Annotated in this window: 14 protein-coding genes and 2 pseudogenes; 7 read left to right on the forward strand and 9 right to left on the reverse strand. The window is 71.4% G+C overall.

The features are described from left to right. Positions 1-16 precede the first annotated feature (16 nt). Complete coding sequence (gene crcB / locus GEV10_02640; GenBank protein MQA77373.1) at positions 17-391, reverse strand: fluoride efflux transporter CrcB; 375 nt, start codon at positions 389-391, stop codon at positions 17-19. Continuing rightward, on the reverse strand, positions 388-804 hold the full coding sequence (crcB, locus tag GEV10_02645) for a fluoride efflux transporter CrcB (protein ID MQA77374.1): 417 nt from the start codon (positions 802-804) through the stop codon (positions 388-390). The genes crcB (GEV10_02640) and crcB (GEV10_02645) overlap by 4 nt, the downstream gene beginning before the upstream one ends. A gap of 227 nt (positions 805-1,031) precedes the next feature. Between crcB (GEV10_02645) and GEV10_02650 the strand changes: the two genes are divergently transcribed. Continuing rightward, positions 1,032-1,370, forward strand: coding sequence for a DUF190 domain-containing protein (locus GEV10_02650; GenBank protein MQA77375.1), 339 nt, complete (start codon positions 1,032-1,034; stop codon positions 1,368-1,370). 114 nt (positions 1,371-1,484) lie between these two features. On the opposite strand, the pseudogene GEV10_02655 reads toward GEV10_02650, so the two are convergent. The 3 genes and pseudogenes from GEV10_02655 to GEV10_02665 form a co-directional block, all read right to left on the reverse strand. Then, positions 1,485-2,128, reverse strand: a pseudogene (locus GEV10_02655) (maleylpyruvate isomerase family mycothiol-dependent enzyme). Positions 2,129-2,146: 18 nt separating this feature from the next. Next, a complete protein-coding gene (locus GEV10_02660; protein ID MQA77376.1) occupies positions 2,147-2,620 on the reverse strand; it encodes an ATPase in 474 nt (157 codons plus the stop codon). Positions 2,621-2,631: 11 nt separating this feature from the next. Further along, entirely contained in the window at positions 2,632-3,051 is a 420-nt protein-coding gene (locus GEV10_02665) for a metalloregulator ArsR/SmtB family transcription factor (protein MQA77377.1), read from the reverse strand. On the opposite strand from GEV10_02665, the gene GEV10_02670 reads away from it, so the two are divergent. Next, entirely contained in the window at positions 3,029-3,502 is a 474-nt protein-coding gene (locus GEV10_02670) for a hypothetical protein (protein MQA77378.1), read from the forward strand. The genes GEV10_02665 and GEV10_02670 overlap by 23 nt on opposite strands. A gap of 88 nt (positions 3,503-3,590) precedes the next feature. On the opposite strand, the gene GEV10_02675 is transcribed toward GEV10_02670, so the two are convergent. Genes GEV10_02675 through GEV10_02685 form a run of 3 tightly spaced genes read right to left on the reverse strand, consistent with a single transcriptional unit; the run spans position 3,591 to position 5,789 of the window. Continuing rightward, complete coding sequence (locus GEV10_02675; GenBank protein MQA77379.1) at positions 3,591-4,676, reverse strand: winged helix DNA-binding domain-containing protein; 1,086 nt, start codon at positions 4,674-4,676, stop codon at positions 3,591-3,593. Beyond that, entirely contained in the window at positions 4,673-5,362 is a 690-nt protein-coding gene (locus GEV10_02680) for a hypothetical protein (GenBank protein ID MQA77380.1), read from the reverse strand. The genes GEV10_02675 and GEV10_02680 overlap by 4 nt, the downstream gene beginning before the upstream one ends. Continuing rightward, positions 5,355-5,789 carry a hypothetical protein gene (locus GEV10_02685; protein MQA77381.1) on the reverse strand — a complete coding sequence of 145 codons (435 nt, stop codon included), beginning with the start codon at positions 5,787-5,789 and terminating at the stop codon, positions 5,355-5,357. Before GEV10_02685 ends, GEV10_02680 begins: the two co-directional genes overlap by 8 nt. Between GEV10_02685 and purU the strand changes: the two genes are divergently transcribed. Beyond that, positions 5,788-6,732, forward strand: a complete 945-nt coding sequence (purU, locus tag GEV10_02690; protein ID MQA77382.1) for a formyltetrahydrofolate deformylase — start codon at positions 5,788-5,790, stop codon at positions 6,730-6,732. The genes GEV10_02685 and purU overlap by 2 nt on opposite strands. 226 nt (positions 6,733-6,958) lie before the next feature. Here the strand turns inward: purU and GEV10_02695 are convergent. Further along, positions 6,959-7,857 (reverse strand): annotated as a pseudogene (locus GEV10_02695) (alpha-hydroxy-acid oxidizing enzyme). 84 nt (positions 7,858-7,941) lie between these two features. Between GEV10_02695 and GEV10_02700 the strand changes: the two are divergent. The 4 genes from GEV10_02700 (at position 7,942) to GEV10_02715 (ending at position 16,177) form a co-directional block, all read left to right on the forward strand. Beyond that, positions 7,942-9,531: a TIGR02677 family protein gene (locus tag GEV10_02700; GenBank protein ID MQA77383.1), complete on the forward strand. Its 1,590-nt coding sequence runs from the start codon at positions 7,942-7,944 to the stop codon at positions 9,529-9,531. A gap of 28 nt (positions 9,532-9,559) precedes the next feature. Continuing rightward, positions 9,560-10,744, forward strand: coding sequence for a TIGR02678 family protein (locus GEV10_02705; GenBank protein MQA77384.1), 1,185 nt, complete (start codon positions 9,560-9,562; stop codon positions 10,742-10,744). 106 nt (positions 10,745-10,850) lie between these two features. Next, entirely contained in the window at positions 10,851-14,954 is a 4,104-nt protein-coding gene (locus GEV10_02710; protein ID MQA77385.1) for a TIGR02680 family protein, read from the forward strand. Next, on the forward strand, positions 14,951-16,177 hold the full coding sequence (locus GEV10_02715; protein ID MQA77386.1) for a TIGR02679 family protein: 1,227 nt from the start codon (positions 14,951-14,953) through the stop codon (positions 16,175-16,177). Before GEV10_02710 ends, GEV10_02715 begins: the two co-directional genes overlap by 4 nt. Positions 16,178-16,210 lie beyond the last annotated feature (33 nt).

A 16,210-nucleotide genomic window follows, 5' to 3' on the forward strand; every position in this document is an offset into this window, starting at 1 on the left:
CAAGGCGTCGACTGCGTCAGACCAGGTAGCCGACCGCGGCGTAGCCGGCGGTGGCGGCGCCGAGTCCGATCACGAGGCTGGCGGCGACGTTCAGCGCCGCCTCCAGTGGTGCGCCTTCCTCGAGGAGGCGCAGCGTCTCGTAGCTGAAGGTGGAGAACGTGGTGAGGGCGCCGCAGAATCCGGTGCCGACCAGGACCGCGACCCAGGCGGGGACCACACCTGCGCTCGACAGCCCCGCGACGACGCCGAGGATCAGGGAGCCGACCGCGTTGACGGTGAGAGTTCCCCAGGGGAAGAGCTGGTCATGCCGTTGCTGAACGAGTCGATCGGTGACGTAGCGCAGCGGTGCGCCGATCGCGCCGCCGACAACGACCAGGAGCACCGCTGTCATCGCCGCGCCCGGCGTCCGAGGGGGCGGCGAGCGAGCAACCGGGCCAGGATCACGCCGACCCACACGGCCGTCAATCCGGCCAGGACGGAGCCGACGACGTAGACGTTGGTGAGCAGCCACTGGCCCCGCGCGGCGAGCGCGTGTGTCTCGACGGCCAGCGTCGAGAACGTGGTGAAGCCGCCGAGCACACCCACTCCCAGAAAGGGGCGCAGGTACCGGCCGGTCTGCCACACCTCGGTGACGAGCACCATCAGCAGGCCGACGAGCAGGCAGCCGACGATGTTGACGGCGAACGTTCCCCAGGGGAACGAGCCGGGCCGGGTCGGGAGCGCGAGCTCGACGAGGTAGCGGGCCACGCTGCCCACCGCGCCACCGCCCGAGATGACGGCGAGGACGCCGGCGTGCCGGCGCATTCTCGATCCGAAGGAATGACGCGCGGGTGTCGAGCGGAGGACATCGGTGTCGCCGAGCTCAGGACTGTGCTGGGGGGTCGTCTCGCCGGTGGTCACGGTCACCTTTCCGCTTGCCCAGGGACCGTTGGCGAGGCACCGTGGTGCCTTGCGGTTGCCGGCGAGTCCCACCGCCGCGAACTCCACGAGTCTACCGACTGCCGGCCGACACCGGCATGGAAGAGGTCCTGATGCGACACCAGGGCATGGCCTTGCGGGTCAGCATCTTCGTCAGCGACACCGACCAGTGGCACCACAAACCGGTCTACCACGAGATCGTGCGTCGCGCGCACGCAGCGGGCCTCGCCGGCGCGACAGTGCTCCGCGGCACGGAAGGCTACGGCGCCGGCCGGTTCGTCCACACCAGCCGCATCCTCAGCCTGGCCGACGACCTGCCCCTGGTCGTGATCATCGTCGACGAGGAAGACCGCGTCCGCGCATTCCTCCCCCAGCTCGACGAGCTCATCACCGAAGGCACGGTGGTCGTCGACGAGGTCGAGGTGATCCGGTACGTCGCATCGTCGAGTTGATCTCGCGCCGCACGCACGACCACCGCGCCCCCTCACACCCGTCCCCGCACGCGTCATGGCACCTCGATGTCGCCATGACAGCAGCAAGGCGCCCTTCACGTGAAGCCCACGCCGTCACGCGGGGGCGGCGGGTGGTCGTCTCCACAGGCGTTCCGCGAGCATCGGCTGACCCGGGCCGGTGAGCTCGGCGACGACGTCACGCCGTCCGGCGACGGTCATCAGGAGAGCCTCTGCCGCACCTCGCACCTCAGGTCCCCTGCCGGTGGACCAGTCCAGGTCCGTGGCGACGAGCCGTACGCCGCGGACCCGCCAGAAGCCGCGGATGACCGGGGCGTAGAGCGCGGTCCGCATCGCGGCCGGCACACGGTCGGCGGGGATGTCGCGCGGCATGTCCAGTGGCCGGCGGATGTCCTGGTGGTGGATGACCCCGTCGGTCAGCGCGATCGCGCCGCCCAACCCGGCGGTGAGCCCCTGCGGGTCGAGGTAGCCCGCAGGGTCGCGAGCAGCTCGTCGGGACTGCGTCGGTCGCAGCGCGCCTTGACGACGGCGTTGACGCGGTCGATCTGGAACCGGCCCGCGACGAAGCACCTGACCAGCTCGCGGCGGTCGAGCTCGTCGTAGCTGATCGCGTGTGCCACGACGTCGCGGACCCGCCAGCCCGCGCAGAGCGTCGGCCCCTCCCATTGGTCCGGCGACAGCGTGGCCAGGAACTCGGCGAGGTCTTCTCGTTCCGCGCGGGCAAGCGGCATGAGGTCCATGTGGGGTGGTGTCCGCGGTCAGTCGACGATCTCGGCGAAGCGGGCCAGGGTGCCCGACCAGCCGCCAGGAGACTCGAAGATGCCGCGGAAGGTGTCGGCCTGGTCGCCGTAGCGCTCGAGGTGACGGTGCCGCAGGTCGAGTCGCGTGTGGCCGGGTGCATCCTCGACGAACGTGACCTCGACCTCGGTCTCCAGCTCGGGATCGAACTGCCAGTCCGCGCCGATCTGCCAGAGCAGGACGAGACGTCCCGGCGGCTCCCACACCGCGACCCTCCCCCAGGCGCACTCGACCCCGTCGGTGCCGCGCTCGAACCAGCGTCCGCCGGCACGCGGCTCGACGACGACCTCGGCGATCGCGGCCGCACCGATCGAATGCTCCGGCGGCCAGAACGCGGTCATCTGCTCGGTGAACAATGTGAAGGCACGGGCCGGCTCGATCGGCACGGTCACCGACCGGTGCACGACGATCTCTGTCGTCGACTCAACACTCATCCGGTTACTCCCTACGGGTCGTCGTCTGCTGCCTCCGCCGCGGCCAGGGCGGCGAAGTTGTCCAGCGTGGTCGCCCAGAACCGGTCGAGATAGTCGCGCACGACGCTCAACCCCTTCCGGTCCAGGCGGTACAGGTGTCGGGTGCCGCGCACCGACTCGGTGACCAGCTCGGCGTTCTTGAGCACCCGGAGGTGCTGGGACACCGCCGGCCGCGAGATCGGCAGGTGCTCGGCGAGCACACCGACCGGCAGCGGCCCGTCGACGAGCCGCTCCAGGATCAGCCGGCGTCGCGGGTCACCCAGAGCGTCGAGAACGGTTGCGGCGGAGGCGGGCACATCGGTAAGTCTGCACGAACGGTAAGTCGAAGTCAACCGTCCGCCGCTCGCGCGGGCATGGCAGACTCGTGCGATGGTCTGGTGGCAAGCGCTCATCCTCGCGATCGCACCGGCTTCACTCACTGCCGGCGCGCTCCTGCTGCAGAGCTCGTTGACCCGCAGGAACGAGACGGCGAGGCACTGGTCCGACGTGAGGTTCAAGGCATACGCCGCCCTCTGGCGATCGTTCCACCACCTCGCACGAGCCCTGCACGAGCAGGCCGAAGCAGTACGTGACTCCGCCGCCGGCGACCGGTTGACCGTTATGCTGCGGGCCGACACCGAGACTGTCCGGCCGCTCAAGGAGCAGATTGCCGAGGCATGGCTCGTGTCGGGCGACAGCAGCAGGAAGTGCCTGCTCGACATGATGGACCTGACCACCCGGGTCCTGGACCTGCACCGGCACGAGGTCACTGCCGGCGAGATCATCAAGCTCAACGACGAGTTCGGTGACAGGTTCGACGACTACGTGACCAGGTGCCGCCAGGAGCTCTCCCTGCGGGTATGACCCGTTCCTCGCTGCCGTGTCGCGTCGCGAACACGTACACGTACAGCGGGCCTGTGGAGGCACCTCATGTGTTGCGGCCGAGCTGCCGTCAGCGCAGTTCGACGCGCCCGTCCGCGCCGTCGCCGAGGAACGCGGCCAGGCGTTCCCCTTCGGCGGTCACGCTGTCGCGCTCCCGCCCGGTGAGCGTCCGCAGCCGCTCGACCGTCACCGTCACCGGGTCACCCGCACCGTCGCGGGTACTGGTCCACGTGGCCGCGACGCGTCCGTCGACGAGGACGAACCTGGTGCCCTCGACGCTGAGCCCGCGGTGCTCGATGTCGATGATCCGGCTGCGGTCGTCGTAGCCGAGCACCGCGTTGTCGAACGCAGGTAGGAATCGTGGCGGCGCCGGGACGTCGGAGTCGGGCAACGGCCCCTCGTCGACGTCGAGCAGCTCGCGACCGCGCTTGTCGCGGAAGGTGCGCAGCTTCGGGCGCAGGCGCTCGATCACCGCGGGCAGGCCGGTCAGCCCCGACCAGGAACGGACGTCCGCACTCGCCGCGGGACCGTACGCACGCAGGTAGCGCAGCACGAGCTCGTCCGGTTCGCCGGCGTCGTCTGCGAGTCGGCGGCCCAGCCAGGCCTCGATCGTCGTGCACCGCGCCGGCGCCGTCGTGCCCCAGATCCCGCGCGGCGGCACCTGGACGAGCGCGACCACCGTGCTGAGCGCGTCGCCGAGGACGCGCGTCCGGGCGTCCGGCCACCGGTCGCCGATCGCGCGGGCGACCTCGCCGACCGTCCGGGGCTCTGCCGCGAAGTATGGGGCGCCGGCGGTGGCGAGCTCGCCGAGGTCGACACCGGGCAGGTGCCGTGCCAGCACGCTCGACATCCGCTTGACGAGCATCTGCTCGTGCAGCGGTCGGAGCGCGAGGCAGTCCTCCGCCGAGACGAGGTGCAGCGTCCTGCGCATCAGCAGGGTGCGGACGGCGCGCCGGTTCTCGAGCAGCTCGACCAGCTCCGCCGGATCGAAACGCCGCAGCCGCGACCACAGTCCCACGTACGGCTCCTGCGGCTCCTGAGCCTGCAGCCCCACCAGATGCTCGACGGCCGAAAGGGTGTCGAGGTCGGCCGGCTCGAGCAGCAACTGGCGGGCGAGCAGCGCGCGGTTGAGTGCGCGGTCGTCGAGGACGGTCACCGGGCCACCGCCCTGCGGCGGTACTCGACGTACTTCCACACACCGACGCCCGCGCCGACGACGAGCATGCTGACGATCCCGGCGACGACGGTGCTCGACGTGGCGGAGCCCGCGGTGTCGAAGAGCGTGACGTAGGCGGCGACGAGGCAGGCCGCGACGGCGAGCAGGCCCGCCGTCGTGCGCAACGCACGCCTGCCGCCGCCGCGTACCAGAGTGACGACGACGTCGCCGGCGAGCAGGAGACCCACGGCGACACCCATGCCGAAGGTGTACTCGCGGACATCGGGCGTGAGGTCGGGTCGGGCCAGGCGCACGACCACGAGAATCAACGCCACCGCGAGCACCACCCCCAACACCAGCGCCGAGCCGAGCTCCCAGGCGAGCGGCAGCGCCCGGCGCCGGTCCTGGCGCTTGCGGGGGATGTACGCCCAGGCCTGCTCGCGTGCCAGATGACCGGCCAAGGCGCCGAAGCCGACGATCGCGCAGCCCGCGACCAGAGGCCCGACGTAGCCGCTGCTCACGAACCAGATGAGGGCGGCGACACACACGCCGACCGCGGGGCTCGCCAGCATGCCGATGAGCTGCGACCGCCGGAACGGCTGGCGCGCGTCACGAAGATCCAGCGGGTGCACCAGCGGCTGGACGGCCGCGTCGGGAAGGTCGACGATCTCGGTGATCTCACGCATGACTGCCTCCGAAGGCATGGGGGATGAAGGTGCCAGGCATTCCACCCCTGGCCACCTCGTAGACCTTCTGCCGCGAGACGCCGAGTCGTGCGGCGACCGTCACGGCGCTGAAGTCCTCGAGCAGGTCGTCCACGGCGACGGCCCGTACCGCAGAGGCCCGGGAGTTGAGGTGAGCGGCGAGTGCGCTGACCTCGGCGGCCAGCAGTGCCACACCGAGCGGACCACCGAACCCGTCGGCCCACTCCTTCTCGCCAGTCGTCGCCGCTGTGTACAGGCCGTCGCCCATGTCCCGGAGGACCGCACGCACGCGATCGGGGTCGATGTCGTTCTCGGCGAAGCGCTCACCCACCGAGGCGCGGACGTCGTCCGGCCGATGGCCGAGCACCGCGTCCCACGCGCCGTCAACCCGGGGGTTACAGTTGCTCATGCCGCTCAGCATGCGGCAGGGCGGACCTCCTGTCAATAGGGGGGTGACAGATGCGTCTCCCCTGCCGGATATCGTGAGCCGGGTGAACCCAGCCGCACCTGCACTCTTCCGGCTGCTCGTCTCGTGTCCCGACCAGCCTGGCATCGTCGCGGCGGTGTCGCGGTTCCTGTACGAGTCCGGCGCCAACATCGTCAGCTCCGCTCAGTACTCCACCGATCCCGAGGGCGGGGCGTTCTTCCTCCGCATGGAGTTCGCCCTGTCCGAACCGTCCGACGACCTGGCGGAACGCTTCGGACCCGCGGTCGGCGAACGCTTCGGCATGGACTGGACGCTCTGGGACACCAGGCAGCGCAAGAGGTTGGCGATCCTCGTCTCGCGGTACGACCACTGCCTGCTCGACCTGCTGTGGCGTTGGCGGCGGCGGGAGATCGACGCCGACATCGAGCTCGTCGTGTCGAACCACACCGACCTGCAGACCGACGTCGCCTCGTTCGGCCTTCCTTATCACCACCTGCCGGTGTCACGCGACACCAAGGCCGACGCGGAGGAGCGCCTCCTCGAACTCGTCACCGACCGGGTCGACCTCGTCGTCCTCGCCAGGTACATGCAGATACTGTCCGGTGACTTCCTGCGGCGCGTCGGCGTACCGCTCATCAACATCCATCACTCGTTCCTACCCGCCTTCGCCGGCGCCGGACCGTACGAGCGGGCCAAGGAACGCGGCGTCAAGCTCGTCGGCGCGACCGCGCACTACGTGACGGAGGAGCTCGACGCCGGGCCCATCATCGAGCAGGACGTCGCGCGGGTGTCGCACCGCGACGACACCCCGACCATCGTCAGGCGCGGAGCCGACATCGAACGGATCGTGCTCTCGCGCGCCGTCGCGTGGCACTGCGAGGACCGCGTCCTCGTCCACGGCAACACCACGGTCGTGTTCCCCTAATACTACAGCCGCACTTATGGTGCGGCTGTAGTACTAGGCGAATGATCACGTTCAGTTGGTAAAGACGCACCGAACATGGCCCATGCGCCATGGGAAGCGCGTACTCACCATGGGAAGCCAGCGGCACGTATCGGGGCACCTCTCCACGCTGAGCCCGAGACCGGCCAGGTCAGTGGCAGGCGTGGCCGGAGCGACGCCTGCCACTGACAACTCACCATGCCTGCCCTCAGGTCTCCACCGTGTCCGGCGTCACATCGGTCACCGAGGGCGTCCCCGCGAGCATCATGGTGTGGGCGAGCTCACCGGTGAGCTCCCCGGTGAGCTCGTCGAGGAGTCGACGGACGCCGTCGGCGCCGTCGACGGTGAGCGCCCACAGTATCGGCCGTCCGACGAACACCGCACGGGCACCGAGGGCGAGCGCGGCGAACACGTGCCGGCCGTGCCGGATCCCACCGTCGACGTACACCTCGGCACCGGTGCCGGCGACGGCGTCGGCGACGGCGACGGCGACGGCGACGCGAGGCAACGCGCGGGGGGTGGGGACGACGCCGTCGAGCTGGCGGCCGCCGTGGTTGGAGACCCAGACGGCCGACGGCCCCGGCGGCGACGCACTCGCGGGCGTCGTCGGCGCGGAGCACACCCTTGACCACGACGGGCAGGCCGCTGACGTCGCGCAGCCAGCCGATCGCGTCGGGCGTCAGGTCGGCGGCCTTGTCGAGGGCATGCACCTGCGCGCCGTCGCTGGCGACGTTCACCAGCAGGTGGTCGGCGGGCACGGTGTCCCACACGCTCGGCCCGTCGTCGAGGCGGCGCCCGACGACAGGCGTGTCCGCGGTCAGCACCACCGCCGCGGCACCGTTCTCCTTCGCGCTGGCGAGCAGGTCGACGGTGAGAGCACGGTCGTTGGTGACGTACGCCTGCACCCACCACGGCGCACCCGCCTCGGGGAGCCGCCGACACGGTGCTCACGTCGCGCAGGACGTGCGGCAGCAGCCGGAGCGCGTCCCAGGCTCCCGCGGCTTCGCGGACGGACAGCTCGAGGTCCGAGCCCTGCCGGAAGTACCGGTAGACAGGCTCCGGCAACCGGTCCGCCGCCATCCGTTCGATCTCGTCGACCCACCGCACCCGCCACCGCCTTCCCCGCGCCGCTCGGTGTCGGCGCGATACCTTACCCTCGAAGGCACGCATGTCACCGCGGGAGGGCCGACCGTGCCAGAGAGGGACTTCACCCCGTTCAGCTACCTGACCGCGCCCAACGCCGGCCTGTACCGGAGCGTCATGACCGCGTTCGTCCAGGCCAAGCGCCGGTTCACGGTGCACATGAGGCCGGAGGACGTACACGAGTCGCTCGCGCACGCGGTCGAGTCCGCGAGCCTGAACGATGCCCTCGCCAGACTCGTCGACTGGGGCAACCTGCGCGCGGACGCCGACACCAGCCGGGTCACGAGCGTCGAGGACTTCCACCGCGCCCGCTACCTCTTCCAGCTCACCCGGCAGGGGGAGGCCGTCGAGCAGGCCGTCGAGACCTATGACGAGGTCCTCGGCAGGCGCGGCGCGCTCCAGGCCGTCGCCCTCGCCGACATCGTCACCCAGCTCCGCGCCCTCACCGAACTGGCCGAGCAGCCCGCGGCGGATCCCGCCAAGGTGCACCTACTGCTGCGCGGACTCGTCGACCGGTTCACCGACCTGGCCGGTAATGCGCAGGCGTTCATGGGTTCGCTGCAGCGCACCATCGACCTGCACGACGCGGACATCGACGCCTTCCACGCGTACAAGGATCGGCTGATCGACTATCTCGAACGCTTCATCAAGGACCTGGTCACCACGGGCTCGGAGATCGCGACGCTCGTCGCAGCACTGGAGGAGCGGGGCGTGGCCTGGCTCCTCGACATCGCAGCCGGCCGTGAGTCCGAGGACGCCGCGCCCGGTGCCGGCGAGGATGCCGCCGACGCGAAGCAGGTCGAGTTCGAACGCACTCGACGGCTCTGGGACGAGCGTTGGCACGGCTTCCGCGCATGGTTCGTCAGCGAGCCCGGGCACCCGAGCCAGGCGAAGCTCCTCCGCTCGCAGGCCCGCGCCGCCATCCCGCAGCTCCTCCAAGTGGTGGCTACCCTCAACGAGCGGCGCGCGGGTCGCTCCGACCGGTCCGCCGACTTCCGCAGCCTGGCCGGTTGGTTCGCCGAGGCTCCCGACGACGCCGACCTGCACCGGCTATGGCGGGCGGCGTTCGGGCTGTCCAGCGCACGTCACCTGACCGCCGACTCCGACGGCGCGGCGGAGCCGACGTCGGCGCAGACGGCCTGGGCCGACGCTCCCCCGCTCGAGATCAGTCCGCGGCTGCGCAGGACCGGCAGCTACGAACGACGCGGCAAGCCGAACCGCGTGGTAGACCGGTCCACGCAGCGCGCTCACCTGGCCGAGCTCGCGGCGCGCGAGGCCGCCGAGACCAGCGACGCTCGCGACGCCCTCGTCACGACGCACCCCACCAGGCTCACCGACGTCGGGCACCTCGACCCCGCCGCGTTCCGGCTCTTCCTCGGTCTGCTCGGCGACGCGCTCGCCGCGCAGACCCCCGACAGCCTCGCCGCGCAGACCCTCGACAGCCTCGCCGCGCAGACCCCCGACAGCACTGCCATAGAGACCATCACGTCGGACGGCACCATGATGATCCGGCTCACCCCACTCGACGACGGGCATCGCGCCGAGATTCACACTCCGCTCGGCACCTTCGGCGGGCCCGACCACCTCGTCGAGATCCTGGACCTTATCGCCAACGCCCGCCAGGAGCAGAGCGCATGACGCTCCCCGCCGCTCCGGAGGCCTGCTCGTGACCGCCCTGACCGACGCCCTCGACGCGACGAGAACCGACGAACAGCGCAAGGCCGCGCGGGCACTGTTGCGACGTCCGCTGCTGCACGCCGGCGACGAGGCCTTTCCCCTCGTCCGTCGCTACGCGGCGGAGCTCCGCGAATGGTTCGACCGCAACACCGGGTGGCTGCTCGTCGTCGACAGCGAGGTGGCGAGGCTGGTCAAGAGCGCGGCGACGACACACGACCACACCTTCCCCGCGCGTGACGTGAAGTCCCGGGTTCCGTTCGGCCGGCGCAGGTACGTGCTCACGTGCCTGGCGCTGGCCGCGCTCGAACGCGCCGACTCCCAGGTGACGCTCGGCCGCCTCGCCGAGCAGGTGGTCCTGGAAGCCGGCGACCCGCGGTTGTCCGCCGCCGGGGTGACCTTCACTCTCGAAGGTCGTGACGAACGCGCCGACCTGGTGGCGGTCGTCCGCCTGCTCCTCGACCTTCGCGTGCTCAGCCGGGTTGCCGGTGACGAGGAGGCGTTCGTCAGGGACACCGGAGATGCGCTCTACGACGTGCACCGCCGGGTGCTCGCCGCACTCCTCGCCACACCGCGGGGGCCGTCCACCGTCGACGACCAGGGCTTCGACGACCGACTGGCGGCCCTGACCCACGAGATCCCGCCGACCACGGACGAGCTGCGCAACCAGCGCATCCGGCACCGGTTGACCCGACGTCTCCTCGACGAGCCGGTGCTCTACTACGCCGAGCTCGACGACGCCGAACGCTCCTACCTCACCGGGCAACGCACCGCCATCACTGCCCGCATCACCGAGCTCACGGGCCTGGTCGCCGAGGTCCGTGCCGAGGGCATCGCCATGGTCGATCCGTACGACGACCTCACCGACGTACGCATGCCGGAGAGCGGCACGGAGGGCCACGTCACGCTGCTGCTCGCCGAGCACCTCACTCGACAGGAAGGCGCGGTACCCGTCGAGGACCTGCACGCGGAGGTACGCCGACTGGCCACCGAGCACAGGGGCTACTGGCGCCGAGCCGCGCGTGACCCGGGTGCCGAGGTCGACCTGACCACCTCCGCACTCGTCCGCCTCGAAGCGCTGCACCTGGTGAGCCGCACGGCGTCCACGGTCACGGCGCTTCCCGCGCTCGCCCGCTACAGCCTCGCCGAACCCACCTTCGCGGTGCATCTCACATGACTGTGTATCCCGCCGCCCTCCTCCGCTCCGCTCCTCGCTCACGTGCGGTGGACGACCCACTGCGCCGTGGTGTTCTCGCTGCGATGCTCACTTCGGAGGACGGCTCATGAACAGACAGCTGCCGACACCGGTCCTGGAACGCTGGCAACCACTGCGCGCCGGCCTCGTCGACCTCTTCTACTACGACAGCGAGGAGTTCTGGTTCCGCGACGGCCGCCTCCTCCTGCGCGGGAACAACGGCACCGGCAAGTCCAAGGTGCTCGCCCTCGTCCTCCCCTTCCTGCTCGACGGCGATCTCGCGCCGCACCGCGTCGAGCCCGACGCCGACTCACGTAAGCGGATGGAGTGGAACCTCCTGCTCGGCGGTGACCACCCCTACCCCGAACGCCTCGGCTACACCTGGCTCGAGTTCGGTCGCGTCGACGAGCATGGCGAAGCGCACTACCGCACGCTCGGCTGCGGGCTGAAGGCCGTCACCGGACGGGGAATCGCACGCCACTGGTTCTTCGTCACCAGCCGGCGTCCGGGTGCCGATCTCGCCCTCGTCGACGCCACGAGAACCGCGCTCGCCCGCGACAGGCTGGTCGACGCGCTCGCCGGCCACGGCACCGTCTACGACCGCGCGCGCGACTACCGCCGCGCCGTCGACGAAGCCCTCTTCGGATTCGGCGAGCAGCGCTACCGCGCGCTCGTCGACCTCCTCGTCCAGGTGCGCCAGCCGCAGCTGTCCAAGCGACCCAGCGAGAAGGCCCTGTCGGCAGCACTCACCGAGGCCCTCCCGCCCCTGGATCAGGCGGTCATCGCCGACGTCGCCGAGGCGTTCCGCAGCCTCGAGGAGGATCGCGACACGCTGCGGGCGATGACCGAGGCTCACCACGCCGCCACGTCGTTCCTCGGCCATTACCGCCGTTACGCGCGCGTCGCGTCACGGCGCAGGGCAGCGCTCCCGCGCAACGCGCAGTCCGACTACGAGCGGGTCAACCGCGACCTGGGCGCGGCCGAGGCCGAGTACGCGAGGGCCGACGGCGAGTTGTCCGCCGCCAAGGAGAAGCTCACCGAGCTGGCCGGCGTCGAGAGCCGACTGAAGGCACGCGATGCCGCCCTACGCGCGAGTCCGGAGATGCGCAGCGCTCGCGAGCTGGAACGCCTCGGAGAAGACGCGCAGCGACTGGCCACGGAGGCACGGCGGATCGCCGCCGAACGAGACGACGCCACCGGACGGGTGGGCGATCTCGAGAAGCGGCACAACACCGCGACCGCGAGGCGGTCCTCGGCAGGCGACAAGCTGACCGCGGCGCGACACTCGGCAGGAGACGCCGCCGCCACGGCGCACATCACCGATCAGCACGCCGACGGCATCAACACTCCCCTCGACGCCGCACACGATCTGACGGCACTGCGCGGCGAGGCCGGTCGGCTGGTCGATCGTCAGCAACGCGCGATCGACCACGTGCAGAGCCTGCTCACGAAGGTCGACGACACCACGCGAGCGCTCGCCGACGCACGGCGCAGAGCGACGGACCTCGACACCGAGGCCGAAGATCTGGCCGTGCGTCGTACCGACGCCGAGCGCACCGTCACCGAGCGCGGCGCCGCCCTGGTCAGGGAGGTACGCGCACATCTCGACCGGGCGACCGAGCTGCGACTACCCGATCCCGCCAGCACGCTGGCCGAGCTGGAACTCTGGGTCGAGACACTCGACGGGACCAACCCCGCGACCGCGGCCGCGGGCAACGCCGGCCGGGTCGCGGCGGCCGAGCTGGCCACGCTGGCGGCCGAGCTGGAGAATCGGGAGCGAGCAGAGCGCGAGCGCGCCGCGGAACTGGCCGAAGAGATCGCACGCCTGGAGCGCGGCGAGGACACCGCGCCACCTCCGCCGCACACGAGAGACGCCACCGCCCGGCAGGGCCGCCCAGGCGCACCGCTGTGGCAGCTCGTGGACTTCGCCGAGCACGTCGACCCGGTCGACCGGGCGGGGCTCGAAGCCGCACTGGAGTCGGCGGGCATCCTCGACGCCTGGATGACGCCCCGGGGTGAGCTGCTGTCCGCCGACACCGACGACGTCGTCGTTCGGGCAGGCACCCGGGCCGACGTCGCGCTCGACACCGTTCTGCGACCCGCGGTCGACCGGGTGGCACCGCAGACGAGCGGGATGTCGGACGACACCGTCGCGGCCGTGCTCGGGTCGATCGGTCTCGGCCGCGGCGGCGACACGTGGGTCGGCGTCGACGGTCGCTACCGGATCGGGGTGCTCGAAGGCACCTGGCACAAGCCGGCAGCGCAGTACATCGGCCGCGGTGCGCGCGAGGCGGCACGACGGTCCAGGCTCGCCAAGCTCCGCGGCACCCTCACCGAGGTCGAGGCCGAGCTCACCGGGATCACCGCGGCGCGCGCTCAGTTGAAGGAACGGGAGACCGTCCTCACGGCGGAGCAAGCGACCTTTCCCGGCGACCAGCCGGTGCATCAGGCGCACGCGGCAGTCGGCGCGCTCGCAGAGGAACGCACGCGCCTCACGACCCGGCAGGAGGTCGCCGCGCGGGAGCTCGTCGCCGCCACAGCCGCGAGCGAGGGAGCCCGGGCCGCTCACCTCGAAGGCGCGCGGGACACCGGGCTCCCCGCCGACACAGGCGAGCTCTCCGACGTCCGGCGGGGGTTGGGCGAGTACCGGATCGCGCTGGCCGGACTCTGGCCCGCGGCTGAGGGACTCGACGAGGCGACCCGGCATGCCGACCAGGTCGCCGGCGACCTCGGGAACGCCCGTACCGCACGCGACGAGCTGGCCATGCGCACGACCGAGACCGAGCACGCGGCCGAGGCCGCGCGCGAAACGCACGACGCGTTGCGTCAGACCGTCGGCGCCGCCGTCGCCGAGCTCGAACGACAGCTCGGCGAGGTCGCTGACCTGGTGCGCGACAACGAGAACGGCCGGAAGCGGGCGCAGACCGAGGCCGACGGCGCCCTCGAGGCTCGCGGCAAGGCAGTCGGCGAGCGCGAACGTCTCGGCGAACAACTGGTCGCCGTCTCCGCGCAGCGGACGACGGCCACCGAGTCGTTCCGGCGCTTCACCAACACCGGTCTCCTCGCCGTCGCGCTGCCAGACCTCGACATCCCCGATGCCGACGAGACGTGGGCACCCGACCCGACCGTGCGGCTCGCACGTCGAGTCAACGACGAGCTCGCCGACACACCGGACGACGACAGCACCTGGGATCGCGCCCAGCATCGGGTCAACACCGAGCTCAAGACGCTGCACGACACCCTGTCCCGGCACGGTAACAAGGCGGCGGCGGACCTGCGTGACGACGGCATCGTGGTGGAGGTCGAGTTCCGCGGCCGACCAACCTCGGTGCCCGACCTCGCCGAGGCACTGGCCGTCGAGGTCGACCAGCGCGAGCGGCTGCTCGACGAGCGTGAACGCGAGATCCTCGAGAACCACCTCGTCAACGAGGTCGCGAGCACTCTGCAGGAGCTGATCTCCGTGGCCGAGAGCCAGGTCGCGGCCATGAACCGTGAGCTGGCCGAACGACCGACGAGCACGGGCATGCGCCTGCGCCTGCTCTGGAAGCCGCGCGACGACGGCCCGTCGGGACTCGCGGCGGCCCGCGAACGGCTGCTGCGGCAGACCGCCGACGCCTGGTCGGCGGACGACCGTGCCGCCGTCGGCGGCTTCCTGCAGGAGCAGATCACGCAGGCACGCTCGCGTGACGAGTCGGGCACCTGGCACGAGCACCTCACCGAGGCGCTCGACTACCGCGCCTGGAACCGGTTCGTCATCCAGCGGCACCAGAACGGCCAGTGGCGACCGGCGACCGGGCCTGCCTCGGGCGGCGAGCGTGTCCTCGCCGCCAGCGTCCCCCTCTTCGCGGCGGCGTCGGCGCACTACGCATCGGCCGACAACCCGCACGCGCCACGCCTCATCACCCTCGACGAGGCCTTCGCCGGGGTCGACGACCACGCCCGCGCGAAGTACCTCGGGCTGCTCGCCGCGTTCGACCTCGACGTCGTCATGACCAGCGAGCGCGAGTGGGGCTGCTACCCCGAGGTGCCCGGGCTGGCGATATCGCACCTGGCCCGTAGGGAGGGCGTCTCGGCCGTGCTCGTCACCAACTGGCAGTGGGACGGCAGCGACCGACTGAAGGTCGAACGCCCCGTGTCGACGCTCGCCACCGAAGACCGTCCTGAAGCCCTCTCGGAGGGGTCGTGGGACTGACCGACCACCAGCGGCTCGCTCGCCTGCTGGGTGGCGACGAGCTCGCGTGGCTGCTCACCAGGGTGCGCCGTCGGATGGAGCGTGGCGAGCCGCTCGACACCTCGGTCACCCTGTCCGGCGCGACCGCCGAGCAGCGAGCCGCCGCCCACCGCCTGCTCGGGCGACGTCCCCGTCCGGGCGAGACGCTCACCGTCTCCCTTCCCGCGGTCGACCACGTCGTACGCCACTCGGGCGCGTGTCCCGACGGACTCGCGGTCGCCGTCGTCGCCCTCACCGGCCCGGTGGCCGACCGCACCACCGAGAGAGCGGAGCTGGAGCGGTCGTGGCAGCGCGCGTTCACGCCGCTGGAGGCCGTCGTCGAGCGGCGGCCCGGGCTCGTGGCGTGGTACGAACGCATCCGCGCCACCGGACTCGTCCGCCGGTTGGCCGGCACACCCGAGTCCGCGGAGTCGTTGCTCGGCGACCTGGCCGAGGTGATCCGCCACCTCCCCGCGCACGGTGAACCCCTTGGACGGTTCGCCGCCCGGGTGGCGCGCAGCGCGCACGCGCTCGACGACGACCGTCCGCTCGCGACGCTGAGCCTCGGCGCCGCCCGAGCCCTGTCCGGCCTGTCGGCCGGCACCGGCGCCGAATGGCGCCGCGAGGTCTGGGCGTCCGTCGGTCTCCTACGCGACGAACTGTCGACGACGGTCCTCACCCTCGGCTTCCCCGGTGACGACGAGACCGCCACGGGCCGCGCCCTGGCTGCGTGGCACGGCACGGGCCAGCCGGTCGTGCTGACCCTCCGCCAGCTCGTCCGCGACCCTCCCCGGCTCGACGTGCCACGCGCGTCCGTCTGCGAGAACCCGGTCGTGGCGTCGACGGCCGCGCAAGAGCTCGGGCCGGCGTGCACGCCGCTGGTCTGCACCAGCGGACAGCCCGGCGCCGCCGTCATGCACCTGCTGCGCCTGCTCACCGCGGCGGGAGCCGGCCTCCGCTACCACGGCGACTTCGACTGGGGCGGCCTGCACATCGGCAACCTCCTGTTCGACCGGTTCCCGGTCCGCCCCTGGCGGTTCGAGACCACCGCTTACCGCTCTGCGAGGCTCCGCGGCAGGGAGCTGACCGGGAGCCCTGTGCAGGCACGCTGGGATCCGTCCCTCGGCGCGGCCATGACCGAGCTCGGCGACGCCGTCGAGGAGGAACACATCATCGACGACCTCCTCACCGATCTGTCCGACTGACGCACACCGCTCAACCGGCTACCGTGCGTTCGC

It is taken from the genome of Streptosporangiales bacterium, assembly GCA_009379955.1.
Lineage (GTDB): Bacteria > Actinomycetota > Actinomycetes > Streptosporangiales > WHST01 > WHST01.

What these genes read in the sequence shown, in the direction of transcription:
- crcB (MQA77373.1), bottom strand. Translation starts at nt 391, where the DNA reads ATGACAGCGGTGCTCCTGGTCGTTGTCGGCGGCGCGATCGGCGCACCG.
- crcB (MQA77374.1), bottom strand. Translation starts at nt 804, where the DNA reads ATGCGCCGGCACGCCGGCGTCCTCGCCGTCATCTCGGGCGGTGGCGCG.
- GEV10_02650 (MQA77375.1), top strand. Translation starts at nt 1,032, where the DNA reads ATGCGACACCAGGGCATGGCCTTGCGGGTCAGCATCTTCGTCAGCGAC.
- GEV10_02660 (MQA77376.1), bottom strand. Translation starts at nt 2,620, where the DNA reads ATGAGTGTTGAGTCGACGACAGAGATCGTCGTGCACCGGTCGGTGACC.
- GEV10_02670 (MQA77378.1), top strand. Translation starts at nt 3,029, where the DNA reads ATGGTCTGGTGGCAAGCGCTCATCCTCGCGATCGCACCGGCTTCACTC.
- GEV10_02665 (MQA77377.1), bottom strand. Translation starts at nt 3,051, where the DNA reads ATGAGCGCTTGCCACCAGACCATCGCACGAGTCTGCCATGCCCGCGCG.
- GEV10_02680 (MQA77380.1), bottom strand. Translation starts at nt 5,362, where the DNA reads ATGCGTGAGATCACCGAGATCGTCGACCTTCCCGACGCGGCCGTCCAG.
- purU (MQA77382.1), top strand. Translation starts at nt 5,788, where the DNA reads ATGCCGCTCAGCATGCGGCAGGGCGGACCTCCTGTCAATAGGGGGGTG.
- GEV10_02685 (MQA77381.1), bottom strand. Translation starts at nt 5,789, where the DNA reads ATGAGCAACTGTAACCCCCGGGTTGACGGCGCGTGGGACGCGGTGCTC.
- GEV10_02710 (MQA77385.1), top strand. Translation starts at nt 10,851, where the DNA reads ATGAACAGACAGCTGCCGACACCGGTCCTGGAACGCTGGCAACCACTG.